The sequence below is a fragment of the Pararhodobacter zhoushanensis genome (genome assembly GCF_003990445.1).
GTDB lineage: Bacteria > Pseudomonadota > Alphaproteobacteria > Rhodobacterales > Rhodobacteraceae > Pararhodobacter > Pararhodobacter zhoushanensis.
In genome coordinates this window covers 726,066-751,435 of record NZ_REEZ01000001.1, presented here as the reverse complement: position 1 = coordinate 751,435, position 25,370 = coordinate 726,066, and the positions used below count along the sequence as shown (strand labels likewise).

Genomic DNA, 25,370 nt, shown 5'->3' with positions numbered 1-25,370 from the left:
CTCGGGCCGTTCCGGCCCTTCACCCCCCAGGATATTTCAAGAGCAAAGAGGCGCGGTTTCTTTGCTCTTTTAAATATCCACGGGGATTTTCAAGGGGAGCGTGCTCCCCTTGAAGCAGGGGGTCCGGGGGGCGGCAGCCCTCCGGCACCTGCGGGTCAAGGCAAGACAGCGGCGGGAAGCGGCAGAACCGTGCCGCCGAGCGCTTCGGTTATCGTGGTGACATTGGCGACGATCATGCCCGGCCATGTGTCGGCCCCCGATCCCGTTTCGCCCAGCGCGTCGGAATAGAGCGAGCCGCCGATGCTGAGTGTATGGCCCTTTGACGCCGCCGCCTCGACCAGCGCGCGGATGGCGCGGGGGTTGAGGGTGGTTTCGATAAAGGCTGCGGGCACTTGCCGGTCGGCGGCCAGCTGCGCGGTGGCATCGATGTCGGCGATCGAGGCTTCGGATTCCGTGGAAATCCCCTGAATCGCTGCGTTCTCAAGCCCATAGGCGCGCGAGAAATAATGGAACGCGTCATGCGCGGTCAGCAGCACGCGCTGCGCTTCGGGAATGGTGGCCAGCGTTTCGCGCGCCCAGATGTCCAGCGCCTCGGCCCGGGCGATTTCGCTGTCGCGCCCTGAGGCGATTTGCCCGGCACAATCGGGTGCGAGGTTGGTGAGCACCTCGGCCAGCGCCGGGAAGGTCGTCGCCCATAGCCCCGGGTCCATCCAGATATGCGGGTCAGGTGCGTCGCCGTGCAGCAGCAACCGTTCGGGCTCAACCGAGGGTCCCAGCACCGCCGCCCCGACGCGCTCCAGAATCGCCCCCAGCCGTCCCTCCAGACCCAGCCCCAGCGCGACGATGCCATCGGCGCTGCGCAGCAGGGCCACATCCGAAGGGCGTGCCTGATAGAGGTGTGGGTCCAGACCCGGCCCGATCAGCACTTCGACCTGCACGCAGTCACCCGCCATGCGCTGGGCCGGGTCGCCGATCATGCCGATCGTGGCCAGCAGGACGGGTTGGGCAGCGACGGGCGAGGCGATTAACAAGGCGAGGGCGGTGAGGGTCTTGCGCATGAAGGCTCCAGGGTTGTCGTGCAACAGGTAGGGGGTTCGGAGCAGCGCGACAAGGCAACGCCTGCTGATCGGAATTTCCGATCAATTGGCCGCGAAAATGCGAATTGCCAGCGCGCGCGGGCTGCGCTCATATGAAGGCGAAGATCGGAGGTCGGCATGGTCGAGACAGCGCGCGTCGTGATCATCGGGGGAGGGGCCGTCGGCGCCTCGGCGCTCTATCATCTGGCGCTGGCGGGCTGGACCGATTGCCTGCTGCTGGAGCGCAACGAGCTGACCGCAGGCTCGACCTGGCACGCGGCGGGCAATGTGCCGACCTTCTCGTCCTCATGGTCAATCATGAACATGCAGCGCTATTCGGCCGGTCTTTACCGCGGTTTGGGCGATGCTGTCGGCTATCCGATGAACTATCACGTCACCGGCTCTGTACGGCTGGGCCACAGCCAAGAGCGGCTGCGCGAGTTCCACAAGGTTGTCGGCATGGGCCGCACGCAGGGTATGGATCTGTCGATCCTCAGCCCCGGCGAAATCCGCAGCCGCTATCCGTTCCTCGAAACCCACGACCTGACTGGAGCGCTCTATGACCCTTATGACGGCGACATCGACCCCGCCCAGCTGACACAGGCGATGGCCGCCGGTGCGCGCCAGCTGGGTGGGCGGATCGAGCGGTTCCGCCCGGTGACCGCCGCGCGTTGGGAGAAGGGCGAATGGGTGCTCGACACGCCCAAGGGTGAGGTGCGCTGCGAATATGTCGTGAACGCAGCGGGCTATTACGCCGCGCGCGTGGGCGCGCTGTTCGGGCGCCGGGTGCCGATGATGGTGATGAGCCACCAGTATCTGCTCTTCGACACCATCCCTGAACTGGAAGCGTGGTCCAAGGAAACCGGCGGCAAGCTGCCGCTGCTGCGCGACGTGGACAGCTCGTATTACCTGCGGCAAGAGAAAATGGGCTTCAACCTTGGCCCCTATGAAAACCCCTGCCGCGCGCATTGGGCCACGCCCGATGACCCGATGCCCGAGGATTTCAGCTTTCAGCTGTACCCCGATGATCTGGACCGGCTGGAATGGCACATGGCCGACGCCATGGCCCGCGTGCCGCTCTTGGAAAAGGCCAAGCTGCAGAAGGTGATCAACGGTCCGATCCCCTATACCCCCGACGGCAACCCGCTGATCGGCCCGATGCCCGGCGTGCCCAATGCGTTCGAGGCCTGCGTCTTCACCTTCGGCATCTGTCAGGCCGGGGGCGCAGGCAAGGTGCTGGCGGAATGGGTGACCCAAGGCGGTACGGAATGGGACATGTGGTCCTGCGATCCGCGCCGCTTTACCGGGTTCGAGGGGCATGATTACTGCGTTGCCAAGGGGATGGAGGTCTATGGCCACGAATACGGCATCCATTTCCCGATGGCGCGCTGGCCCGCCGGGGCGGACCAGAAGCGCTCGCCCGTGCACGAGCGCGTGGTCGCGCTGGGCGGCCAGATGGCGCCCTACAATGGCTGGGAGCGCGCCGAGTGGTTCGCGCAGCCCGGCGACGACACGTCATGGGAGGCCACGCAGACCTTCCGCCGTGACGGTCCGTGGACCGAGCGGATCAAGGCGGAATGCGAGGCCGTGCGCGATGGCTGCGGTGTGCTGGACCTGCCGGGCTTCACCCGCCTGCGCGTCACCGGGCCGGGCGCGCGCGATCATGTCGCGGCGCTGATCAGCGGCAAGATGCCCGCGCCGGGCCGCATCGGGCTGGCCTATTTCCCCGACCATCGCGGCCGCATCCTGACCGAGATGACGGTGATGAACGAGGGCCCCGACGCGGTCGGCCTGATCACTGCCGCCGTGGCGCAACTGCATGACCGCTCGGTGCTCGAACGCGGCCTGCCCGCGGGCTGCCAGATCGAAGACCACACCGACGCCGCCACATGCTTCATCGTCACCGGCCCACTGGCCCGCAGCCTGCTGACCCCGCTCACGGATGCCGACCTGACGCTGCCCTGGCTCTCGGTCCAGCACGCCACCGTGGCAGGACAGCCCTGCGCGCTGGTCCGTGTCTCCTTCGCGGGGGAACTCGGCTGGGAGTTGCACGCCAGCCTCACCGACGCCCCCGCGCTCTACGACGCCCTCCTCACCGCCGGGGCCACGCCCTTCGGCATGAAAGCCCTGAACGCTCTGCGCATCGAGAAAGCCTACCGCGCATGGAAAGGCGACCTCTCCACCGACTACTCCCTTCTACAAGGCGGGCTTGAGCGTTTCATCGACTGGAGCCACGACTTCCCCGGCAAAGCCCCGCTCGAGGCCGAGCGCCAGCAAGGCCCGGCGAAACGCTTCACCACCCTCACCGTCGACGCCCCCGATTTCGACCCGCCCTATATGGCCAATATCTGGCTCGGCGATCAGATCGTCGGCGAAGTGACCTCGGCCGCCTGGGGGCACCGCGTCAACGCCTGCGTCGCGCTTGGCATGATCCGCGCTGACCTTGCAACCCCCGGAACAGACGTGCAGATCGAGATCTATGGCGAGCGCCGCCCGGCCACCATCCAAGGCCCCGGCCCGCTCTGGGATCCATCGAACGAAAGACTGCGCGCATGAGCATTTTCTGTCCTGAAATATCCACGGGGGTTTCCAAAGGGGGAGTGTACTCCCCCTTTGGCGAGGGGGGCTCGGGGGGGCGAGCAGCCCCCCCGCTTCCCACCGTGACGCTGCTCGACGGCGGCATGGGGCAGGAACTCATCCGCCGTGGCGGCGATAATCCCTCGCCGCTCTGGGCGACGCGGGTGATGATCGACCACCCCGGTCTGGTGCAGGCGATCCACGCCGATTACTTCTCCGCCGGGGCCAGCCTTGCCACCACCAACACCTACGCGATCCACCACGACCGGCTGGTCAATAACGCGATGGATCATCGCTTTGCCCAGCTGCATGAGGCCGCACTTGATGAGGCCGCCGCCGCGTGCAAAGCGCATGGCGTGGGACTGATCGCTGGCTCCACCGGCCCGCTGGGGGCTTCGTACCGCAGCGACCTGATGCCACCGCCGCAAAAAGCCGCGGCCCTCTATGCCGAGATCGCCGCGATCCTCGCTCCCCGCGTGGACGTGATCATCGGCGAGACGCTGGCCACGCTTTCCAACGTCCGCGCCTTCCTCGACGGCACCGCACAGGCCGCGCCGCACACGCCGCGCTGGATTTCCGTCACGGTCGAGGATCGTGACGGCACCCTCCTGCGCTCGGGCGAGCCGCTCACCGATCTGGCCGACTTTGCACAGCAGGCAGATGCCGTGCTGGTCAACTGCTCATCGCCCGAGGCGATTGATCAGGCCATGCCGATCCTTGCCACTTTCGGCAAACCCTTCGGCGGGCAGGGCAACGGCTTCCAGCAGATCACCTCGGATTTCCTGAAAGCCAATCCGACCGTCGACGCGCTGACCAACCGGCCCGAGATGACGCCGGAACGCTACGCCGACTTCGCCATGGGCTGGGTCGCGCAGGGGGCCACCCTGATCGGGGGCTGCTGCGAAACCGTGCCCGACCACATCGCCGCCATCGCCCACCGCCTGCGCGCGGCGGGTTATCCCATCGCCTGAGGTAACGCCCATGCCCCTGCCAACTCATGCCCGTGTGGTGATTATTGGCGGGGGCATATCGGGCTGCTCGGTTGCCTATCATCTGGCCAAGGCTGGCTGGACCGACATCGTCCTGCTGGAACGCAAGCAACTGACCTGCGGCACCACCTGGCACGCGGCGGGGCTGATCGGCCAGCTGCGCGGCTCGCTGAACATGACCCGCCTCGCCAAATATTCCGCCGATCTCTACGTCCGGCTCGAGGAGGAGACCGGCATCGCCACCGGCATGCGCCAGACCGGCTCGATCAGCGTCGCGCTGACCGAGGCGCGGCGAGAGGAACTCTATCGCTCGGCCGCGCTGGCCCGCGCCTTTGACGTCGCCGTCGATGAGATCAGCCCGGCGCAGGTCAAGGCGATGTACCCGCATCTCAACGTCGGCGATGTGGTGGGGGCCGTGCATCTGCCGCTCGATGGCCAATGTGATCCCGGCAACATCGCGCTGGCGCTGGCCAAGGGCGCGCGGATGCGCGGCGCGCAGGTGCATGAGGGCGTCAAGGTCACGAAGGTGTTGGATGATGGCGCGCGGGTCACCGGCGTCGCCTACGAGGCGGCGGGCGAGGCCGGGGTGATCGCCTGCGAGCATGTGGTGAATTGCGGCGGCATGTGGGGCCGCGATCTGGCGGCGGCTTCAGGCGTCACGCTGCCGCTGCATGCCGCTGAGCACTTCTATCTGGTGACCGAACCGATCGAGGGCTTGGGCCGCCTGCCGGTGCTGCGCGTGCCCGATGAATGCGCCTATTACAAGGAAGACGCCGGGAAAATGATGCTGGGCGCGTTTGAGCCCAAGGCAAAACCCTGGGGCATGGCGGGCATTCCTGAGGATTTCTGCTTCGACAGCCTGCCCGAGGATTTCGAGCATTTCGAGCCGATCCTCGGCATGGCGATGAACCGTATGCCGCTGTTTGAAACCGCCGGCATCCACACGTTCTTTAACGGTCCCGAAAGCTTTACGCCGGATGATCGCTACTACCTCGGCCCCGCGCCGGAATTGGGCAATTACTGGGTCGCGGCGGGGTATAATTCGGTGGGGATCGTGTCGTCCGGCGGGGCGGGGATGGCGCTGGCGCATTGGATGACGCAAGGCGAGGCGCCGTTTGATCTGTGGGACGTCGACATCCGCCGCGCGCAGCCGTTCCAGCGCAATCGCCGCTATCTGAAGGAAAGGGTGACCGAGACGCTGGGCCTGCTCTATGCCGATCACTTCCCGTATCGGCAGGTCGAAACCGCGCGCGGCGTCCGTCGCTCGCCCCTGCACACGCATCTGGAGGCGCGCGGCGCGGTGTTTGGCGAAGTGGCGGGATGGGAGCGTGCGAACTGGTTCGCCAACCCGGGGCAGGAACGCGAATACCGCTATGCCTGGGGGCCGCAGAACTGGTTTGGCAACCAGAAGGCCGAACATCTGGCGGTGCGCACCGGCGTCGGGCTGTTCGATATGACCTCGTTCGGCAAGATCCGGGTCGAGGGGCGCGATGCGTGCGCGTTCCTGCAACGGGTCTGCGCCAATGATGTCGATTTGGCGGCGGGGCGCATCGTCTATACGCAGATGCTCAACGACCGCGGCGGGATCGAGAGCGACCTGACCGTGACGCGCCTGTCCGAGAGCGCCTTCCTGCTGGTTGTCCCCGGCGCGACGCTGCAGCGCGATCTGGCCTGGCTGCGGCGGCATGTCGGCGATGCCTTTGCGGTGATCACCGATGTGACGGCGGGCGAGGCCGTGCTCTGCCTGATGGGCCCGCAGGCGCGCGATGTGCTGGCGCGGGTCAGCCCGGCGGCGCTGGACAATGACACTTTCCCCTATGCCACCGCGCAAACAATCGAACTTGGCCTTGGTCTGGCCCGCGCGCACCGGGTGTCTTACGTGGGCGAGCTGGGCTGGGAGCTCTATGTCAGCACCGATCAGGCCGCGCATGTGTTCGAGACGCTGGTCGAGGCTGCGCCCGAGATGGCGCTCTGCGGTCTGCACGCGCTCGACAGCTGCCGCATCGAGAAGGGCTTTCGGCACTGGGGCCACGACATCACCGATGAGGATCACGTGCTTGAGGCCGGGCTTGGTTTCGCGGTCAGGACGGGCAAGGGCGATTTCATCGGCCGCGACGCGGTGCTGCGCAAGCGCGAGGCCGGGCAGACCCGCCGGATGGTGCAATTTCTGCTCTCGGACCCCGCCGCGATGGCCTATCACAACGAGCCGATCTGGCGCGACGGGCGGATCGTGGGCACGGTCAGCTCGGGCAATTACGGGCATGCGCTGGGGGCTTCGGTCGCCATGGGCTACGTGCCCTGCGCGCCGGGCGAGGATCTGCTGGCCGGGGCGTATGAGATCGACATTGCCGGGCGGCGGGTGGCGGCGCGGCCGTCGCTGGCGCCGCTCTATGACCCGAAGGCCTTGCGCGTTCGCATGTGACGAAACCGGGGGGCTATTCGGCCCCCCGCCACAAAGCAAGATCCGGGGGGGCTGCTCGCCCCCCCGGGCCCCCCTCGCCCAAGGGGGGCGCACGCACCCCCCTTTGGAAACCCCCCGTGGATATTTGGAGCATAAAGTTGGCAAACGATCACTGTGCGCCTGCAAAGGCGCGGCGGAATGGGGGGCGCGGGGCGCGGGTTGCGCTGCGCGCGGCACCTTTGGAAGAGACGCTGCGCCCGGTACGGGCGGGGATGTCAGGCGGGCAATACAACCCGCTGAGCGCGGCCTCGGTACAGCGCCTCCATGCGGCGGCGCTGGAGGCGCTGGAGGTCATCGGGCTGGCCAATGCGCCGCAATCGGGCATCGAGATCATGACGCGGGCCGGGGCCATTCTGGGCGGTGACGGGCGGCTGCGCTATCCGCGCGCGCTGGTCGAGGACATGCTGGCCAAGGCGGCGCGCGGCATCACCCTGCATGGTCGGGATCCGCGCTACGATCTGCATCTTGAGGGCACGCGGGTGCATTACGGCACGGCGGGCGCGGCGGTGCATGTGGTCGATCTGGAGACCAACAGCTACCGCGAGTCGACCGCGCAGGATCTGCACGACGCGGCGCGGCTGGTGCACCATCTGGACAATGTGCATTTCTTCCAGCGGATCTGTGTCTGCCGCGATGTGGTCGACAATTTCGACATGGATATCAACACGCTTTACGGCGCGCTGGCAGGGACGACCAAGCATGTCGGCACCTCGTTCAGCGACCCTGCGCATGTGGCGGGGAGCTTTGAGCTGTTGCATATGGTGGCGGGCGGCGAAGAGGCGTGGCGCGCGCGGCCTTTCGTGAGCAACTCCAACTGCTTCGTCGTCCCGCCGATGAAATTTGCCGAGGAAAGCTGCGTCACCATGGAGGCCTGCATCCGCGCGGGCATGCCGGTGCTGCTGCTGTCAGCCGGGCAGGCGGGGGCGACTAGCCCCGCGCCGATCGCCGCCACCATCGTGCAGGCGGTGGCGGAATGTCTGGCGGGCGTGGTCTATGTCAACGCCATGTCGCCCGGCCATCCGGCGGTGTTCGGCACATGGCCCTTCGTCAGCGATCTGCGCACCGGGGCGATGTCGGGCGGCAGTGCCGAGCAGGCGCTGCTGACAGCGGGCTGCGCGCAGATGCACCGGTTCTACGGGCTGCCCGGCGGGGCGGCGAGCGGCATTTCCGACAGCAAACTGCCCGATATGCAGGCGGGTTGGGAGCAGGGCATCACCAACACGCTGGCCGGGCTGGCCGGGCTGAACCTGTGCTACGAGGCGGTAGGCATGCATGCCTCATTGCTGGGGTTCAGCTTTGAATCGATCACGCTGGGGGATGATCTGCTGGGACAGGCGCTCAGATGCGTGCGGGGCATCGACGTTACCGAGGACTCGGTATCGCTGGAGGTGATGAAAGAGGTCTGTCTGGGCGGGCCGGGGCATTATCTGGGCACCGATCAGACGCTGAAACTGATGCAGACCGAATACATCTATCCGGCGGTCGCCAACCGAATGAGCCCCAAGGAATGGGGCGAGGCGGGGCGGCCGATGCTGCTGGACGCCGCCAAGAAGCGCACGGCGGATATTCTGGCGATGGCACCCAGCCAGATTGACCCGGCCACGGACCGAGCGGTGCGCAGCCGGTTCAACATTCACTTCACCTGATGCCGCTCAGCGCGAGATCAGCACCGAGCATTGCGCATGCCGCACGACGCGGGCGGCGGTCGAGCCGATGAAATAGTCGCTCAAGCCCGGACGGTGCGAGGCGATCATGATCAGGTCGGCACCGGTGTCATCGGCGCATTGCAGGATCTGGCTGGCAGCCGCCCCAGTGCGGATCTCGGTCTGGATCGAGGCCGATTTGCCGTCAGAGAGCAGCGCCAGTTCGACCTTGGCCTCGGCCTGACGGCGGTCGTTCAGATCTCGCGGCAGTTCGGCGGCGATATAGGTCGGCACATCCTCAAGAACGTGCAGAAGGCGGATCACGCCGCCGTCGTCCAGCAGCTGTTCGGCCTTTGCGATCAGGGCCTTGCCTGCCTCGCCATGGCTCAGATCGACGGCGACGATGATGTTGGTGTACATGGTGGTGCTCCGTGTTCGCGTGTGAGGGGATTATAGCGCGGGCGGTGACGGGCTGCGTTGATCTGGGTCAAGGCCGCGCATGAGACGGGCGATGCCCAGCAGGGCCAGCCCGCCAAGCGCAAAGGCCATGCAGAGCCCGACGATGTTCAGCGCGACCTGCGCAGCGGCATACTGGCCAAGGTCGAGGAAGAAATAGGGATAGATCCCGTCGCTTTGCCCACGCGCCAGCGCGTAAAGGCAATAGGCCAGCGGCCAGATCAGCCAGAAAGGCAGCATCCGCAAGCTCAGCGCCTTGCCGCCCCAGATCAGCCACCATAGCACGGCACCCAAGGGCACCAGTGTGTGATAGCCCAGATCGGTCCAGAAGTCGGGTCCGGTCAGGGGGGCGTCGGGGACCAGCAGCGTGTGATAGACGCCGCCGACCATGGCGATGGACAGCACGATCCCCGCCAGCCAGCCGTCACCGGGACGCCACCCCAGCGCGATCAGCGCGAAGGCGATGCCGGTCAACCCATTGGTCAGAATGGTAAAGAACCGCACCAGCACCCACAGGCGGGCCAGCACGCCGCCCAGTTCGGGCTGCGCGCCCATGATCAGAAGCTGCCCGTAGATCGAAGCGAAAGCGATCAGCGCAATCAACGCGGCGGCAGCACGGGCGATGGGCGGTGTCATGGGGGCCTCCGGTATGGCGCTAAAAGAATAGCGCCTTTTCGGAGGAAATCACGTCAGGATTGCACGGCTCCAAAGATCGCGACAGACTGCGGGCAGCGCAGGGAGGGTTTGCATGGATATGGTGTCGATTTCAGTGTTTGCGCTGGCCTTGATGGTGGCGGCGGGCACACCCGGTCCCAGCATTGGCGCGCTGGTGTCGCGGGTACTGGCGCGTGGCTGGCGCGATGTGCTGCCCTTCGTGGCCGCGATGTGGCTGGGCGAGGTGGCGTGGCTGCTCGCCGCATTGGCCGGGCTGAGCACACTGGCGCAGAGCTTTCATCTGGCCTTTGTGGTGCTCAAATGGGCCGGTGTCGCTTATCTGGTCTGGATGGCGGTGCAGATGTGGCGCGCGCCGGGGCAGACGGGTGAGGGCGCGCTGCCGCGTCGAGGGTCGGCGTGGTCGATGTTCGGGGCGGGGCTGGCGGTGACGCTGGGCAACCCCAAGATCATGGTCTTCTATCTGGCGCTGTTGCCGACACTGGTGGATGTGCACCAGACCGGCTGGGGTGAGGCGGCGGTGCTGGCCGGGGTGACGCTGGTCACGCTGGCCGTGGTGGATCTGGCGTGGATCGCGCTGGCACAGCGGGCGCGGGCATTGCTGCGCACCGCGCGGGCGGTCAGGTTGACGAACCGGGCCAGCGCGCTGGTGATGGGTGGCGCGGCGGCGGCGATTGCGGCCAAGGCCTGAGCGCAGAGGAAAAAGGGCAGCCCCGGCGGGCTGCCCCTGAGACCTGTCAGCCGCGACCGCGACGCCCGCCGCGACGGCCCGAGGCGGCGGCAGAGGCGGCAGCCGAGGCTTCGGCGAAACTCGCGCCCTCTTTCATCGCTTCCAGCACCTTGGCCAGACGGATCCATTCACCCCCGTTGGAATCGTGGTTCATCAGCAGGTTGGCGGCGCGGATCGCCTCCATTTCCTGACTGCGGATCGGGTTCATGATGGCCGAGGTCATGCCCGCGCCCATCGCCATCGGCAGGAAGGCCGCGTTGATCCCGTGGCGGTTGGGCAGGCCGAACGAGATGTTCGACGCACCGCAGGTGGTGTTCACGCCCAGCTCATCGCGCAGACGGCGCACCAGCGAGAACACCTGATGCCCGGCGGTCGCCATAGCGCCGATCGGCATGACCAGCGGGTCGACGACGATGTCATGCGCGGGGATGCCGAAATCGGCGGCGCGCTCGACGATCTTCTTGGCGACGGCAAAGCGCACGTCGGGGTCGGTGGAAATCCCCGTGTCGTCGTTCGAGATCGCCACAACCGGCACGTTGTATTTCTTGACCAGCGGGAGCACCATCTCAAGCCGGTCTTCCTCGCCCGTGACCGAGTTCAAGAGCGGGCGACCGTTGCAGGCTTTCAGACCGGCTTCCAGCGCGCCGGGGACCGAGCTGTCGATGCACAGCGGCACGTCGGTGATCGCCTGCACGCGCTCGATCAGCAGTTTCATCAGCGGCGGCTCGACAAAATTGTTGTCGGCATAGCGCGGGTCGCTGGCCATCTTGTTGGTGAACACGGCACCCGAGTTGATGTCGAGCACCGTCGCGCCGCAGATCACCTGCTCGATCGCGTCACGCTCGACGGTCGAGAAATCGTCCAGCTCCAGCTCGGCGGCCAGCTTTTTGCGGCCCGTGGGGTTGATGCGCTCGCCGATCACGCAGAAGGGCTCGTCAAAGCCGATGATGACGGTCTTGGTCGCGGATTCGAGGACGGTGCGGGTCAAGGGGTAACTCCTTCAAGGCTCGCCAGCAGCGGGGCCAGCGTGGGATCGGTGAAATCGGAAATCGTGTGGTGAGCACCGGCCGCCCGCAATGCGGCGTCGGAAAGGGTCGAGCGCAGGCCAATCACCTGCGCGCCGGCGGCACGGGCGGCGCGGATGCCCGAGGGGCTGTCCTCGAACGCAAGGCAATCGGCGGGGGCGACGCCCAAAAGGGTCATCGCCTGCGCGTAAGGGTCAGGATGCGGCTTGCCGCGTGCGCATTCCTCGCCGATGACCAGCACCTCGAAGCGCGCCCGCTGGCCAATCGCGGCCAGCATCGCCTCGGCGTTGAGCCGGTTGGCGTTGGTGACAACGGCCAGCCCGTGACCGGCGCGCTCGGCGTGATCCAGCACCGCGCCCAGTCCCGGCATGGCGGGGAAGGGGCGGGGCAGGCGGCGGCGGAACTCGGCTTCCTTGGCGTCGGACAGCGCCTGGGGGTCGGCTTCACTGGGCAGAAATTCGGCGAAGATGTCGACGTTCAGGCGACCGTGGACATGGGCCATATAAAACGCCTCGTCCACCGCCAGCCCGCGCTGCGCCATCAGATCGGCAAAGACCGCGATATGGATCGGATCGGTGTGCAGCATCGTGCCGTCCAGATCGAAGAGCAAAGCCGCGCGCCGCATCCGGTCAGGCCGCCGCGCTGACGGGGGTCTGGCCGTGACGGTGGGTCCATTCGGCGTTGGTCTTGATCCCGCCCAGCGGGAAGAAATGCACCGATTCAATGCCAAAGCCGGGGTTTGCGGCCTTGTGCTCGGCCAGCTGGATCAGCAGCTCGTCCGGCTCATAGGGCAGGAGCAGCTTGGACACGTCCATCGCGCGTTTCTGCAAGACCTTCAGCGACGGGCCGACACCGCAGGCAATGGCGAACTTGATCAGCGTCTGCAGCTTGGCCGGGCCCGCGATGCCGATATGTACCGGCAGATCCACGCCCGCCTTCTGCAGGCTGTTGACCCAGTCGATCACCGGGCCGGCGTCAAAGCAGAATTGCGTCGCCATGGCCATTTTCGCATCGGTGCGCTGCGCAAAGGCGGTCTTCCAACGCGCGGCTTCCATCACCATGCGGTCCGAACCGTCGGGGTCGATGTCCTTGTTGCCCTCGGGGTGACCGGCGACGTGCAGCCGCTCGAACCCGTCAAAGCAGCCCGATTCCAGCAGCTGCATGGACGAGTCATACTCGCCCAGCTGCTTTTGCGGGTTGCCCGCCAGGATCAGGCCCTGCTTGACGCCTGCCTCACCCTGATAGCGCGCCACCCAGTCGGCCAGCATCGCCTTGTCGGCGATGATGCGCGCGGGGAAATGCGGCATCGGCTCGTAGCCCTCAGCGCGCAGGCGGGCGGCGGTCGCGACCATTTCCTCGATCGGCGTGCCCTCGATATGGGCGATGTAGACGCGGGTGCCAGCGGGCAACAGCGTGCGGAAATCGGGGATCTTTTCGGCGGTGCGCGGCATCACCTCGATCGAGTAGCCGTTCAGAAACGCGGTCAGCGCGGCAGAGCCGGTCGGGGCAGAAGCGGCCTTGCGGCCAAAGGGGAACAGAGCCATGAGAGCCTCCCAGAGGTTAGCCACGCGCCGCCCACCCGTCATTGGCGATCAGCGCCTTGATTGCCTCTGCGTCGTAGTCCTGTTCCAGCTTGGCAGCCTCGGCGCGGGCGACCTGTTCCTGCTCGCCAGCGACATCGTAGGGGTCGGCTTTGCGCCATGCCGCCATGTAGCTGTCAGCGTCGCGTGCGCCCACTTTCATCGCGCAGCGGTCGATGGCCTGTTCGAAGCGCTCGGGCAGTTGCACCTTGGCGGCGCGGCGGCCTTTGCCGACGATGACCTGCGCGGGAATATCGCGCCAGAAGACGATGGTGACCGGCTGCATCGGGGCGTCTGACATAGGGACTCCTGTAGGGGCGTTACGGCGCACTCTGGCCGGAACCGTGCGCAGCGGGCGCGCCGTTTTCGACCTTGCCGCACCAGTAAGCGACCTGCCCGTGATAGCAGGTGCTGCGTGACAGGGGCCAGCCGTCGGGATGTGAAAAATCCTCAGCATCTTGATGCGGAAAACAGCAAAAGGCCCGCTCTCCTGTGCCGGAGAGCGGGCCCGTTGTCAGCGCTGAAGCGTCAGATCAGAAGCGGCGCACCAGAGAGAAGCGCACCAGATCCAGATCGCCGTCGACCGTGGTCGCGCCGAAGGTCTCGTCGCCATAGAAGTAATGCTCGTAGTCGCCGCGAACGGTCCAGTCGTTGGACAGGGCATGCTCATAGCCCAGACCCAGCATGGCACCGCCAAAGCGCGCGCCGTCGCCCGCAACGGTGACACCGGCGTTATCGACAACGACACTGCGCGAATCCGTGCCGTAGCCGGCGGTCATGAAGACCAGCGAGCGGTCCATGGCATAGCCCAGACGACCACGGATCGAGGCCTGATGGTCAGAGGCGCTTGTACAGGTCAGCGTACCGCCGACACCACAATCGTTGGTGCCGTCGCGGTTCGATACGTCAAGCGCGATTTCCGCACCATAGACCATGTTGCCGTTCTGCCAGTTGTAACCGGCGATCCCGCTCAGACCCGCGCCTTGCACGTCGGGGTAGTTCGGCGTGGCAACACCGGTGGACATATCGCCCCGACCGTAGGTCACGCCAAGACCTGCATACGCGCCGGACCAGTCATACGAGGCAACCGGAGCGATGGTGACAGGGGGTTCATAGACGGGAGCAACGGGGCCCGACGCCAGGGCAGCGGTGCCGACGACAGAGGTGAGGGCTGCGATGACAAAGGTTTTCATGGCTCATTCCAATCGTTTCTTGATGTGCTGACCAGACAACGCGGTCTGGCGCACTTGGTTCCATTTGTGCCCGTGCGCGGTGCATTTTCGTTGCATTTTGCAAAGGCGTGTCCCGGCAGGGACATAACCGGGCACGCCCCGGACGGGGCGTGCCACGGAATTCGGTGAGAGCGGTCTGGTTAGAAGCGGAAGTTCGCACCCAGTCGGACTTGTCCGTAGGCGACGTCGGTAAAGCAGTCGGCGGAACAGCCGCCGCCCGGCAACTCCAGACGGCCGAGATCGGTGTGAAGATACTCGAGGTTGACCGAGAACGAATTCGTCAGGGCATGTTCGACGCCCAGGCCCGCGACCCAGCCGTTCAGGCGATCGCTGCCGGCTGTCGCCGTCGCCGTGCCCGTGGCGGCGCCGCTGGCAAAGCCGAGTGTCCCATAGACCAGAGTCCGGTCAAAGGCCCGGCCAATGCGGCCCCGCAGATTGTAAACGTCGCTGACCTCGGTCGAACAGTCGTTGCTCAGGCTGCAGCCAAAGGTGCCGCTGGTTGTGCCATGCGCTTCCAGCGTCGAGCCGGAATAGTCAAACGCAGCGCCATAGACCATCGGCCCGCTCTGCATGTCGTAGCCAAAAGTCACACCCCAGGGGTGGCCGCTCCAGTCATCCGGGTTTGCGGTGCCACCGACGCTGCGCTCGGCCCAGAAATTGTCGCCCGTCGGGCTGGCGATCGTTACACCCACGTAAGCGCCGCCCCAGTCATAGGTCGCAATGGGCGCAGCAACCGTCATCGGCGGTTGATAGACGGGTTCCGTTGGCCCCGATGCGAGCGCCGCTCCGGCGGAGAAAACCGCCAAAAGGGCCGGGATGGCGATGCTGGATGGAATGAAACGCGTCATGGTATCGCTCTCCGTTGAAAAAGGGGTGCCCGGTTGAAAAGGCGGGCGTGCAGGTTGGGGGCAGGTGTCACGCGTCGTTGTTCGGGATGCCCGGGCGTTCGAATCACCCTGAGCCTCGGATTTCGTTAAGCTGAAATATCCGCCTGCTGCCGACCGAAAGCCAATCACGCCGCTGTGCGCCCAGGATGTGCGTCGATTTTCGGCGTCTTCCCGCTTGGCGATAAGTTGCCGACACCGCAGGGCGCTCCTGCAACCGCGAACCTCGGTTGCAGGACGGATGCAAACCGTGAACGCGCTTGCGTGGGTTTCCGCCGCACTCTAAAGTAGCGGTAACACGAAATGGAGGGCGTACATGACGCCCGAGCGTCCCGCAGGCGCGGCGGCGCATCCGCAATCGTCGAGGCCGCCCAATCGCGCGCGGACTCCGGCCGGAATCGAGCCAAAGCGCCAGTCTGGTCCCAGTGATGGGGGGCTTTATGCCGCCCTCGATCTGGGAACCAACTCTTGTCGCATGCTGATTGCACGCCCCAAAGGCGCGCAGTTTGAGGTTGTCGACAGTTTTTCCCGAGCGGTTGAGCTCGGCACCGGGCTGGAAAGCACCGGGCGGCTGGGGCATGTGCCGATGGCCCGTACCGTACAAGCCTTGCGCATCTGCCGCCGCAAGCTCGATGAACACGCCGTCATCCGCATGCGGCTGGTCGCGACCGAGGCCTGCCGCCGCGCGCGCAATTCTGCCGAATTCATCCGCAAGATCCAGCGTGAGACCGGCCTGCGGCTGGAAATCATCCCGGCTGAGGAGGAAGCGCGGCTGGCGGTGATCTCCTGCGCGCCGCTGGTGGCGGGGGAAACCGAGCAGCTTCTGGTCATCGACATCGGCGGCGGCTCGACCGAACTGGTCTGGATTGACCTGTCGGATGTGCCCCCGGCCGAGCGCCGCGCCTCCATCCTCACCGTCAAGCTGGGCTTCGCCGCGCAGGGGCTGGCAGCACCCCTGCCGGGGCAGGCGCGGGTGGTCGACTGGATCAGCGTGCCGCTGGGTGTGGCGACGCTGCGCGAGCAGTTCAACGATGTCGAGGATGACGCGGCACGCTTTGCCCTGATGAGCTGGCATTTCGAGGAACAGCTGCACAATTTCTCGCCCTACCAGAACCCGGCCCCGCGCGAGGGTTTCCAGATCATCGGCACCTCGGGCACGGTGACGACGGTCGCGGCCTCGTATCTGGGGCTGCGGCGCTATGACCGCAACAAGGTCGACGGGCTGACCATGACCTCGGCGCAGATCGACCGGGTGATCCGCGACTATCTCGCGCTTGGCCCCGAAGGCCGGCGCACCGACCCGCGCATCGGGCGCGAGCGGCACGGGCTGATCATGTCCGGCGCCGCGATCCTTCAGGCCCTGATGCGCGTCTGGCCAACCGATGTTATGTCGGTCGCCGACCGCGGCCTGCGCGAAGGGTTGCTTTATGCACAGATGAGCCACGACGGCGTGCTGGCGGGGCTGTGAAAGGAAAGACGATGGCGACACCGCCCGGAAAACCACCAAGTACCAAAACGCCAAGTGGCAAGAACACCTCGGGGCGCGGGCAACGCGACCTCAAGGTCAAGGTCAAGACGGCCAAGGGACGCAAATTGTCGTCCACGCGCTGGCTTGAGCGCCAGCTCAATGACCCCTACGTCAGCCGCGCACAACGCGAGGGCTATCGCGGCCGCGCGGCGTTCAAGATCCTGGAACTGGATGACAAGTTCCGCTTCCTTGTACCCGGCGCGCGGGTGGTCGATCTGGGCTGCGCGCCCGGCGGCTGGCTGCAGGTGGCCGTGCCGCGCGTGAACGCCTTGGGTGAGAAACAGGGTAAACGGGTGGGCACCCTGCTGGGCGTCGATCTGCAAGAAGTCGAGCCGATCGCCGGGGCCGAGGTCCATGTGCTCGACTTTCTGGCCGACGGCGCAGACGAGCAGGTCAAGGTCTGGCTTAACGGGCAGGCCGATGTGGTCATGTCCGACATGGCCGCGTCCGCTTCCGGTCACAAACAGACCGACCACAACCGTATCATGGCCTTGTGCGAACACGCCGCCTATTTCGCCTTCGACGTCCTGGCCCCGGGCGGTACCTTTGTCGCCAAAGTGCTGGCCGGCGGGGCCGAGGGCGAGCTGCAACAACTGCTCAAGCAGCGGTTTACCAAGGTGGTGAACGTCAAGCCGCCGGCAAGCCGTGCGGATTCGTCAGAGAAATACGTGGTCGCGACGGGTTTCCGCGATGCCCCGGCGGTAACCGAGAGCGACGACTGACGGCGCGTCGGGGGGCTGCTCGCCCCCCGAACCCCCTCGCCAAAAAGGGGGAGCACGCTCCCCCTTCTGGACTTCCCCCGTGGATATTTTCAGACAGAAAATGGGCTTGGTTAACAGATCCCTATTTTCTGTCTTGAAATATCCTCGGGGGTGAATTTGCGCAGCAAAGAGGGGGCAGAAAGCCCCTTCGCGCGCCGCGTCAGCGGCGCGCCCGGCCCAACGAGGCGAATGGATCTTTGATCCGTTAGCCGAGGAGGGAGCCCGCCGGTCCCCTGCTAGCTGTCGCCGCGTCGATACCCGCCGCGCGCTCTTGTTTCGTTTGCATCGACAGAGTGCGATCGATGATCTCGTCATCGCAATCGTCAACGCGCACATCATGCGTGTCCAGTATACGCATGGGAACGGTCAGTTCGGGTATGCAGGCAAAACAGCAGGAATGGACCGGAATGACCGTCGCGTGTCCGCGCGTTTGCGATGTCGCGCCAGTCAGAACCTCTAGGTACCCAGCAATGGCGTGGCGTTCAACGATCTGCTGCCGCCTTTTCGCAGCCCAGTTCGCTGCGGTGTCGTTCACGAGCAACGATACGTCCGTCAAGTGACCATCCCGATCGGTGCGAGCCATTATCCATGGCACCGACCATCCCCAGGCGCCGGACGTCAGCGATTTGCTCAACTGCCCCTCCCGCAGCCGTCGGAAAAACCGGGGCTGTTCTTCCTGGTCTCCATCCTCACAACCACACGCTGCGCTTCCCCGATCCGGGCGCGCTGGTAGCAGGGATCCTGAAAGCCGGGCGCGACTGACGGGATTGCACGCAAAGCAGAGTGCGAAACGGGCGTCGATATGGACAAATCGCGGCTGCTGGTTCAAGACAGCGGCCAACAGGAGCATATCATGACCGTCACCCGTTTCGCCCCGTCGCCCACCGGCTACCTGCACATCGGCAACCTGCGCACGGCGCTGTTCAACTACCTCATCGCCCGCAAGACCGGCGGCAAGTTCATCCTGCGTCTGGATGACACCGACCGCGAGCGCTCGAAGCAAGAGTACATCGACGGGATCAAGACCGATCTTGAGTGGCTGGGTCTGGAATGGGATCAGGTCGAGCGGCAGTCGGAAAGGCTGGACCGCTATGCCGAGGTTGCCGACCAGCTGCGCGCGGCGGGCAAGTTCTATGAGTGCTTCGAGACCCCGACTGAGCTGGATCTCAAGCGCAAGAAACAGCTCAACATGGGCAAGCCGCCGGTCTATGACCGCGCCTCGCTGGCGCTGGACGAGGCGGGTCGCGAGAAGCTGCGCGCCGAAGGGCGCGAGGGGTACTGGCGCTTCCAACTGGACCTCGAGCGCATCGAATGGACCGACGGTATTCTGGGCGACATCTCCATCGATGCCGCCTCGGTCAGTGACCCGGTGCTGATCCGTGCCGATGGGCAGGTGCTCTATACCTTCGCCTCGTCGGTAGATGACACCGATATGGGCGTCACGCATATCGTGCGCGGTGGCGACCATGTCACCAACACCGCGACGCAGATCCAGATCATCAAGGCGATCGGCGGCACCCCGCCCGATTTCGCCCACCACAGCCTGCTGACCGGTCCGCAGGGCGAGGCGCTGTCCAAACGTCTGGGTACGCTCAGCCTTCGCGACCTGCGCGCGCAGGGCGTCGAGCGCATGGCGCTGCTCTCGCTTATGGCCCGGCTCGGCTCGTCGCAGCCGGTTGAGCTGCGCGCCAACCTTGACGAAATCGCCGAGGGTTTCGATCTCAGCCAGTTCGGCGCCGCACCCACCAAATTCGACGCCGAAGACCTCTGGCCGCTGACCCGCCAGCACGTGCAGGCGCTGCCGTATGAAACCGTCGCCGATCACCTGACCGCCCGCGGCGTGCCCGCTGATATCGCCCCGGCCTTCTGGGACGTGGCCAAGGCCAATGTCACCACGCTGGCCGATGTCGACGCCTGGTGGGTGCTCTGCCGCGACGGCGCGCAGCCGTTGGTCGCCGAGGAAGACACGGACTTCATCGCCGAGGCCTTCACCCTGCTGCCGCCGCCGCCTTACGGCCCGACCAGCTGGTCCGACTGGACCGGCGCCGTCAAAGCCGCCACGGGCCGCAAGGGCAAGGGCCTGTTCATGCCCTTGCGCCGTGCCGTCACCGGCATGGACCACGGCCCTGACATGGCCTCGCTGATGCCCTTGTTGCAAAAAGCGCCCGGCCGCAGCTGACCCGGGCGCGCATCATCTGTCCCTAAATATCCACGGGGTTTCCAAAGGGGGCCGTGGCCCCCTTTGGCGAGGAGGCCCGGGGGGCGAGCAGCCCCCCGCTTCATTTACTTCCCGTCCGACGGTGCCGCAGCGCCCGCCGCCACGCTCAGGGGGACCCGCGCCAGAATCTGCCGGTTCATGCGCATATCCTCAGCCACAAACCGCAACTCGTAGCTGCCTGCCTCGGTCGGCGCATAGAGCGTGACCTGCGGGCTGGCCGGGTCGAGATAGGCATAGGTCAGCTCGCCCGAGAACTCGGCATTGCCCGGCATGACGATGTCGATCCAGCTGCGCGGGTTTGCCGGTCCTGTCCATTGCACGCTGAACTCCGCCCCCGGCGCGACCGTCGCGGGCGCAGTCAGGGTGACCATCGGCGGCGTGACGGTCAGTGGGCGGGTCATCGCAACCACCCGGCCCTCAGGGCCTTCGGCGATATAGCGGATCTCGTAGGCACCCGGTGTCAGCGGCAGGATCAGTGGCAGCGGGTTGGCGGTCAGGTAGTCATCCGCGGCCGCCGAGTTGGTCCGCGTAGCGCCCGCCTCGATCACGTCGATATAGTCGCCTTGCGCGTTGGGGCCGGTCCAGCCGATGCTCAGCATGCTGCCTGCCATCGCCATTTCGGGCGCGGTCAGGGCATAGGTCAGCTCGGTCACTTCCAGCGGTTGCGAGGCCAGAATGCGCGGTGCGCGCCCCTCGACTTCTTCGACATAGCGCAGGGTGTAGCGCCCCGGCGCGACCGGTACGCGGATCTGCGCGGGCAGGCCGTCGCGCAGATAGGTGTAGCTGGGCACCGCATTGGTGCGGGTGCCGCCCTCTTCGATAATGTCGATGTAATCCAGCGGGTTCAGCGGACCGGTCACCTCGACCGTCAGAATGCTCTGCGCCGGTGCGGTCAGCGAGGCCGACAGGCTGGCCGGGGGCAGGGGCAGGGGGGCGGGTGGGGCAGCTGCGGGTTCGACAACCGGCGCGGGCACCGGCTCGACCGCCGGTGCGGCGGCGGGGGCGGCCAGCGTTTGCGTCAGCGCCCGGGTGAGGGCGGCGGCGTCATCGGCCTGAAAGTACTGCCCGCCGGTTTCGTCAGCCAGACAGGCGACCTGCGCGCCTTCCTCGGCGCTCAGCCCAAAGCCGACCACATGCGCGGTGAAGTTGACGCCCGAGGCTTCCAGCTCGCGCCCCAGCGCACAGGGGTCAGCCTCGCAGGTTTCGATCCCGTCGGTAACCAGAACCACGGTCGCGGGGTCTTCGGAATAGCGCAGCGCCTCGGCGGCACGGCGGACCGCATCGGTCAGCGGCGTGCGGCCCTGAAAGCGCATGGCGTTGACGGCTTGCGAAATCTGTCCGGCGGTCCCGGCAGCGGGTTCAACCATCACTTCGATGTCCGAGCAATCGCCACGGCGACGGTGGCCATAGCCGATCAGACCCAGCGTCGCATCAGGGGCCATCCCGGCCAGCACCTCACCCACCACCGAGCGGGCGATTTCCAGCTTGGGCACGCCGTCAATCTGGCCCCACATCGAGCCCGAGCCATCCATGACGATCATTGTGCGGGGGGTGATGGGGGTGGTTTGGGCCTGCGCCGAAACCGCACAGGCAAGGGCCAGCGAAGAAGCCGCGAAACGCAGCAGGGTCTTGGACATATGAAGAATCCCGATCTTGAAACAACGACGCTGACGATACACAGCGTTTTTGTTAGTGCAACCAAGACGGGAAATCGTTCAAATATTTATGGCGAACTGAGCCGAAAACATCCGGGCCATCCTTTCGGGGGCCGATCCGCCACGCGGACAGATCAGGCGATGCGGCGGAATGTCGAGTCAGCGCCCGAGTTGTCAAAGAACGGCACGCTGTCCTGACGCTGTTCGCGCAGGATCGCCTCGGCTTCAGCCAGCACAACCTCGGTGATGAACGGCAGGTCGAGTGAGCGCGCCTCGGACAGGGCGATCCAGTGCAGGTGGCTCAATTCATCCGTCGCGCGCGAGAAATCGTCGGGGTCGCCCGCGATATCCTCGGCCCGGGCCAGAAAGAAGCGCGCGTCAAAGCGGCGCGGCCGGCCCGGCGGCGTCACCGCGCGAAACAGGAACCGCAACGCATCGCCCGACGGGCGCAGCCCGGCGGCGGCGAACTCGGCCCAATCGGCGGGCACGTCGCCCTCCCATGTGCCGGGACGCCCCAGCATCAGACCGGCCTCTTCCCACAGCTCGCGGATCGCGGCGGCGGTCATCGCCTCAGGCGCCGGGGCGGTCGCGGTGACGGGCCGGTCGGCCAGTCGCGCGCGTTCAACCTCGGCCAACGGAGCGGGCAGGGCAACCAGCCGGTCATCGGCATCGACCGCACCGCCCGGAAACACATATTTCGACGGCATGAAGGCCGCAGCCGACCCGCGCTGCCCCATCAACACGCGGGGCGTCGCCGTGTCGGCATCGCGCACCAGAACGATGGTGGCAGCGTCCCGTATCGGGGGCGAGGCGACGGCGGCCAGCGTCATGCGTCGCTGCCAAAGCCATGCATGCGCCGTGACCATTGCAGCGCAACCAGTGCCCCCTTGAACCGGGGCAGCAGATACAGCGCCAGCGCCAAGGCCAGCGTCCAGCACAGGGTGATCATCACCCAGGGCGAGGGGCCCCAGGCCAGATACACCGCCAGATACAGCGCCATGATGGATTTGCCGACCACCAGAATTGTCAGATAGGCCGGGCCGTCATCGGCGCGCTGGTGATGCAGGTCTTCACCGCAATTGGGGCATTCGTCGACCACCTTCAGATAGCCGCGCATGATCTTGCCGGTGCCACAGGCCGGGCAACGCCCCGACCAGCCCTTGCGCAGCGCAGGCTTCAACGGGCGGTCGTCAACCATTTCGATGGGTTGGGCGATCATGGTCATGGCGGAACCTCTCTGCCGCGTCGCGGCGATGAAAGAAAGTCGTGTGCGGGGTCTTCTGGCACCGCAGCGATGTCGGAAGGGACGGACCGAGCCTTCGACGCGGGGGGCATCAAAGCCAGTTGATCCGTGTTGCCCTCAAGATGGTGCATGCAAAGAAACAGGTCAAGTTCAGGATAACGCGAAACGCTGCGACGGAATGTCCGACGCCCGCCGTTAGAGAGGTATCAACGCGCCAAAGGATGCCTCCGGCGGCGCACGATAGGAGAGAACCATGAACACCAAGACCCTCACCGCTATCGCCCTGCTGATCGCCGCCGTTCCGGCAGCAAGCTTTGCCCAGAGTGGCCCGATGGCTGGCATGACGCCGCCGACGCTCGATTTCGCGGCTGCGGATGCCGATGGCAGCGGCGGCATCTCGGCTGAAGAATGGACCGCCTACAGCGCAACGCTGCACAGCGAAATGCGCGCTCAGCGGACCGCCACCCGCGTCGATGCGCTGATTGCTGCGGCGGATGCTGACGGCGACGGCGCGCTGACCCGTGACGAGCTGATCACCGGCATGACCGCGATGGGCGACACCCGCCGTGAGAGCCGCGGCGGCATGCGGGGCGGCCATGGTGAGCGTCACGGCATGCGCGGCGACCACGGCGGCTGGGGCGGCCACCACATGCGCGGCGACGACGACCACGGTCGGCGGGGCGAGATGCGCGACGGGCAGCGTGGCGGCCAGCGCGGCGAGATGCGCGGTGAGCGCGGCGGCGACATGGCCTCGCGCAGCTTTGCCCGCATGGACCGCAACGACGATGGCAGCATCGACGCCACCGAACTGGGGCAGGCGCAGGAGTTCCTGAACTGGATGGCACAGCGCCCGCGCTTCAACTGAGATCCGTTGATCTGAGTTGCTAACCGGCGGGCCGGGCGTTACCCCTCAGCGGGAACCCGGCCCGTTCACCGCCCTCTCACGGCCCCGACGCGCCAGACGGATCCATGCCAAGGGACACCGCCCTCACGATGACCGCAGCCGAGACCGACAGCGATGACGCGCTGCTCGCCCGTTATGCAACGGGCGATGCACTGGCGGCGCGGCTGTTGGTGGACCGGCTGTCGCCGCGGGTCTTTCGGCTGGCGCAGCGCTTGTTGCAGGATCAGGCCGAGGCCGAGGATGTAACGCAAGAAGCCTTGCTGCGGCTGTGGAAGATCGCGCCGAAATGGGAACCGGGCGTCGCGCAACCGTCGACATGGTTGCACCGGGTGACCGTCAATCTGGCCACCGACCGGCTGCGGCGCAGGCGGGGGGTGGGGCTGGATACCATCGACGAGCCCGACGATCCTTCGCCCGGTGCTGTCGAAACGATGATCGACGACGACCGCAAGCGCGCGCTGGACGAGGCACTGGCGCTGTTGCCCGAACGCCAGCGTGTGGCGGTGGTGCTGCGCCATCTGGAAGGGATGACCAATCCCGACATCGGCGTGAGTATGGGACTTGGGGTCGAGGCTGTCGAAAGCCTGACCGCGCGCGGAAAACGGCGTCTTGCCCAGCTGTTGGCGGGCCGACGCGATGAACTGGGGTATGACCGATGAGCACTGACCGTTCAGACGATCCATTTGACGACACCGCCCTGGACGCCCTGTTTGCTCAGGCGCGCGCTGCGCCGCCTGCTGCCCTGTCCGAGGCCTTCACAGCCCGCCTCGTTGCGGCATCGCTTGACGCGCAGAGCGCCCTCGTGCTGCCGAAACCCGGTTGGCTGGCCCGCTTGCGCAGCGCGTTGGCGGAATTCGGCGGGGCGCCGTCGCTGGCGGGTGTCGGCGCTGCCGGGTTGGCGGGGGTCTGGATCGGCTTTGCCGCGCCCGGATCGACCGGTGATCTGATCAGTACCGTGCTGCAAACTGCCGCCAGTGTCAGCCCCACCGCGACGGAATGGGACGGAACCGAGACGTATGTATTGGCGACCTCGGCCAGCGACCTTCTGGCGCTGATCGACGGCGATATCGAATGAGGCGATCATGAGCGATCTGACACCCCCCCCTGCGACCCCGCGCCTGCGCAAACCCGGACGCGGTCTGCGCATCGCGCTTGTGCTGTCGTTGATGGTTAACCTGCTGGTTGTCGGCGTGCTGGTCGGCGGGGCGATGCGCGCCTCACGGATGGATGGCTTTGTGCCGGGCCAACCCGATATGCGCGCGCTCTGGTGGGCACTGCCCGATGACTCGCGCGATGCGCTGCGCGCCTCGGTCAACCAGCGGGGGATGCCGGGCGATCATGGCCATCGACCCAGCCGCGAAGAGCGCCGCGCCCGCAACGCCGAGCTGAACGCCCGCATGCTCGCCGGTCTGCGCGCTGATCCGTTCGATCCGCAGGCTTTTGCCACCGTGATGGCCGGGGATCGCGACGAGCGCGCGCGTCGGCTGGACGCCGTGCATGCAGACTTTGCAGCGCAGGTTGCACAGTTGACGCCAGAGCAACGCCGCGCGATGGCGGACCGGTTCGAAGAAGGTTTGCAGCGCCACGGGCGGTGAGTTCTGCTCAGGTCGGTGTGAGCGGGGCCTGTCGGGCCCCGTTTCGCTGTTCCGGTTCAGTTGCTTTGGGTCTGCGGGAAAAACTGGCGATGTCGCTCCCCGATTGACAGGCGTAACGGCTAAGGCCGCACAACCCTATTC

The 25,370-nt window shown here is 66.2% G+C and carries 25 protein-coding genes; 12 read left to right on the top strand and 13 right to left on the bottom strand.

Translation table 11 applies throughout. The features are described from left to right. Positions 1 to 155: 155 nt before the first annotated feature. Complete coding sequence (locus EAE28_RS03680) at positions 156 to 1,058, bottom strand: metal ABC transporter solute-binding protein, Zn/Mn family (RefSeq protein ID WP_127104452.1); 903 nt, start codon at positions 1,056 to 1,058, stop codon at positions 156 to 158. Positions 1,059 to 1,214: 156 nt separating this feature from the next. Between EAE28_RS03680 and EAE28_RS03675 the strand changes: the two genes are divergently transcribed. From EAE28_RS03675 to EAE28_RS03660, 4 genes are all read left to right on the top strand, one after another. Further along, complete coding sequence (locus tag EAE28_RS03675; RefSeq protein WP_127104451.1) at positions 1,215 to 3,632, top strand: GcvT family protein; 2,418 nt, start codon at positions 1,215 to 1,217, stop codon at positions 3,630 to 3,632. A 104-nt stretch (positions 3,633 to 3,736) separates the two neighbouring features. After that, entirely contained in the window at positions 3,737 to 4,624 is an 888-nt protein-coding gene (locus EAE28_RS03670; RefSeq protein WP_246022259.1) for a homocysteine S-methyltransferase family protein, read from the top strand. A gap of 10 nt (positions 4,625 to 4,634) precedes the next feature. After that, on the top strand, positions 4,635 to 7,064 hold the full coding sequence (locus tag EAE28_RS03665) for a GcvT family protein (protein WP_127104449.1): 2,430 nt from the start codon (positions 4,635 to 4,637) through the stop codon (positions 7,062 to 7,064). A gap of 137 nt (positions 7,065 to 7,201) precedes the next feature. After that, positions 7,202 to 8,749: a trimethylamine methyltransferase family protein gene (locus tag EAE28_RS03660; protein ID WP_127104448.1), complete on the top strand. Its 1,548-nt coding sequence runs from the start codon at positions 7,202 to 7,204 to the stop codon at positions 8,747 to 8,749. Positions 8,750 to 8,755: 6 nt separating this feature from the next. Here the strand turns inward: EAE28_RS03660 and EAE28_RS03655 are convergent, their stop codons facing one another. Together EAE28_RS03655 and EAE28_RS03650 are read right to left on the bottom strand one after the other, a co-directional pair. Next, positions 8,756 to 9,166 (bottom strand): universal stress protein, encoded by a 411-nt coding sequence (locus EAE28_RS03655; protein ID WP_127104447.1) that lies wholly within the window; start codon positions 9,164 to 9,166, stop codon positions 8,756 to 8,758. Between the two features lie 30 nt (positions 9,167 to 9,196). Then, positions 9,197 to 9,838, bottom strand: coding sequence for a Pr6Pr family membrane protein (locus EAE28_RS03650; protein ID WP_127104446.1), 642 nt, complete (start codon positions 9,836 to 9,838; stop codon positions 9,197 to 9,199). Positions 9,839 to 9,950: 112 nt separating this feature from the next. Between EAE28_RS03650 and EAE28_RS03645 the strand changes: the two genes are divergently transcribed. Then, complete coding sequence (locus tag EAE28_RS03645; RefSeq protein ID WP_127104445.1) at positions 9,951 to 10,565, top strand: LysE family translocator; 615 nt, start codon at positions 9,951 to 9,953, stop codon at positions 10,563 to 10,565. A gap of 46 nt (positions 10,566 to 10,611) precedes the next feature. Here the strand turns inward: EAE28_RS03645 and EAE28_RS03640 are convergent, their stop codons facing one another. The 6 genes from EAE28_RS03640 to EAE28_RS03615 form a co-directional block, all read right to left on the bottom strand. Continuing rightward, on the bottom strand, positions 10,612 to 11,592 hold the full coding sequence (locus EAE28_RS03640) for a methyltetrahydrofolate cobalamin methyltransferase (protein WP_127104444.1): 981 nt from the start codon (positions 11,590 to 11,592) through the stop codon (positions 10,612 to 10,614). Continuing rightward, positions 11,589 to 12,254 carry an HAD family hydrolase gene (locus EAE28_RS03635; protein ID WP_127104443.1) on the bottom strand — a complete coding sequence of 222 codons (666 nt, stop codon included), beginning with the start codon at positions 12,252 to 12,254 and terminating at the stop codon, positions 11,589 to 11,591. Before EAE28_RS03635 ends, EAE28_RS03640 begins: the two co-directional genes overlap by 4 nt. A gap of 4 nt (positions 12,255 to 12,258) precedes the next feature. After that, positions 12,259 to 13,173, bottom strand: a complete 915-nt coding sequence (locus tag EAE28_RS03630; RefSeq protein WP_127104442.1) for a methylenetetrahydrofolate reductase — start codon at positions 13,171 to 13,173, stop codon at positions 12,259 to 12,261. Positions 13,174 to 13,189: 16 nt separating this feature from the next. After that, on the bottom strand, positions 13,190 to 13,495 hold the full coding sequence (locus tag EAE28_RS03625) for a virulence factor (protein WP_127104662.1): 306 nt from the start codon (positions 13,493 to 13,495) through the stop codon (positions 13,190 to 13,192). A 247-nt stretch (positions 13,496 to 13,742) separates the two neighbouring features. Next, entirely contained in the window at positions 13,743 to 14,402 is a 660-nt protein-coding gene (locus EAE28_RS03620) for an outer membrane protein (protein WP_127104441.1), read from the bottom strand. A 179-nt stretch (positions 14,403 to 14,581) separates the two neighbouring features. Then, the gene (locus EAE28_RS03615) at positions 14,582 to 15,289 is read right to left on the bottom strand and encodes an outer membrane protein (RefSeq protein WP_127104440.1); all 708 of its coding nucleotides are present in this window, start codon (positions 15,287 to 15,289) and stop codon (positions 14,582 to 14,584) included. A 352-nt stretch (positions 15,290 to 15,641) separates the two neighbouring features. Between EAE28_RS03615 and EAE28_RS03610 the strand changes: the two genes are divergently transcribed. Both EAE28_RS03610 and EAE28_RS03605 read left to right on the top strand, forming a co-directional pair. Further along, positions 15,642 to 16,793, top strand: a complete 1,152-nt coding sequence (locus EAE28_RS03610) for a Ppx/GppA phosphatase family protein (RefSeq protein ID WP_127104439.1) — start codon at positions 15,642 to 15,644, stop codon at positions 16,791 to 16,793. Between the two features lie 11 nt (positions 16,794 to 16,804). Next, positions 16,805 to 17,575, top strand: coding sequence for an RlmE family RNA methyltransferase (locus EAE28_RS03605; protein ID WP_127104438.1), 771 nt, complete (start codon positions 16,805 to 16,807; stop codon positions 17,573 to 17,575). Positions 17,576 to 17,819: 244 nt separating this feature from the next. Here EAE28_RS03605 and EAE28_RS03600 read toward each other — a convergent pair whose 3' ends face one another. Next, complete coding sequence (locus tag EAE28_RS03600; protein ID WP_127104437.1) at positions 17,820 to 18,248, bottom strand: hypothetical protein; 429 nt, start codon at positions 18,246 to 18,248, stop codon at positions 17,820 to 17,822. Between the two features lie 219 nt (positions 18,249 to 18,467). Here EAE28_RS03600 and gltX point away from each other — a divergent pair, with 219 nt between their 5' ends. Further along, positions 18,468 to 19,793 (top strand): glutamate--tRNA ligase, encoded by a 1,326-nt coding sequence (gene gltX / locus EAE28_RS03595; RefSeq protein WP_164736543.1) that lies wholly within the window; start codon positions 18,468 to 18,470, stop codon positions 19,791 to 19,793. A 104-nt stretch (positions 19,794 to 19,897) separates the two neighbouring features. On the opposite strand, the gene EAE28_RS03590 is transcribed toward gltX, so the two are convergent. The 3 genes from EAE28_RS03590 to EAE28_RS03580 form a co-directional block, all read right to left on the bottom strand. Further along, the gene (locus EAE28_RS03590; RefSeq protein ID WP_127104436.1) at positions 19,898 to 21,469 is read right to left on the bottom strand and encodes a VWA domain-containing protein; all 1,572 of its coding nucleotides are present in this window, start codon (positions 21,467 to 21,469) and stop codon (positions 19,898 to 19,900) included. 152 nt (positions 21,470 to 21,621) lie between these two features. Next, positions 21,622 to 22,317: an NUDIX hydrolase gene (locus EAE28_RS03585; protein WP_127104435.1), complete on the bottom strand. Its 696-nt coding sequence runs from the start codon at positions 22,315 to 22,317 to the stop codon at positions 21,622 to 21,624. Then, positions 22,314 to 22,712 carry a DUF983 domain-containing protein gene (locus EAE28_RS03580; RefSeq protein WP_127104434.1) on the bottom strand — a complete coding sequence of 133 codons (399 nt, stop codon included), beginning with the start codon at positions 22,710 to 22,712 and terminating at the stop codon, positions 22,314 to 22,316. The genes EAE28_RS03585 and EAE28_RS03580 overlap by 4 nt, the downstream gene beginning before the upstream one ends. A 271-nt stretch (positions 22,713 to 22,983) precedes the next feature. Here EAE28_RS03580 and EAE28_RS03575 point away from each other — a divergent pair, with 271 nt between their 5' ends. The 4 genes from EAE28_RS03575 (at position 22,984) to EAE28_RS03560 (ending at position 25,229) form a co-directional block, all read left to right on the top strand. Then, positions 22,984 to 23,595, top strand: coding sequence for an EF-hand domain-containing protein (locus EAE28_RS03575; RefSeq protein ID WP_127104433.1), 612 nt, complete (start codon positions 22,984 to 22,986; stop codon positions 23,593 to 23,595). A gap of 104 nt (positions 23,596 to 23,699) precedes the next feature. Next, complete coding sequence (locus tag EAE28_RS03570; protein ID WP_127104432.1) at positions 23,700 to 24,293, top strand: RNA polymerase sigma factor; 594 nt, start codon at positions 23,700 to 23,702, stop codon at positions 24,291 to 24,293. Beyond that, positions 24,290 to 24,709 carry a hypothetical protein gene (locus EAE28_RS03565; RefSeq protein WP_127104431.1) on the top strand — a complete coding sequence of 140 codons (420 nt, stop codon included), beginning with the start codon at positions 24,290 to 24,292 and terminating at the stop codon, positions 24,707 to 24,709. The genes EAE28_RS03570 and EAE28_RS03565 overlap by 4 nt, the downstream gene beginning before the upstream one ends. A 7-nt stretch (positions 24,710 to 24,716) precedes the next feature. Continuing rightward, complete coding sequence (locus tag EAE28_RS03560; RefSeq protein ID WP_127104430.1) at positions 24,717 to 25,229, top strand: periplasmic heavy metal sensor; 513 nt, start codon at positions 24,717 to 24,719, stop codon at positions 25,227 to 25,229. Positions 25,230 to 25,370 lie beyond the last annotated feature (141 nt).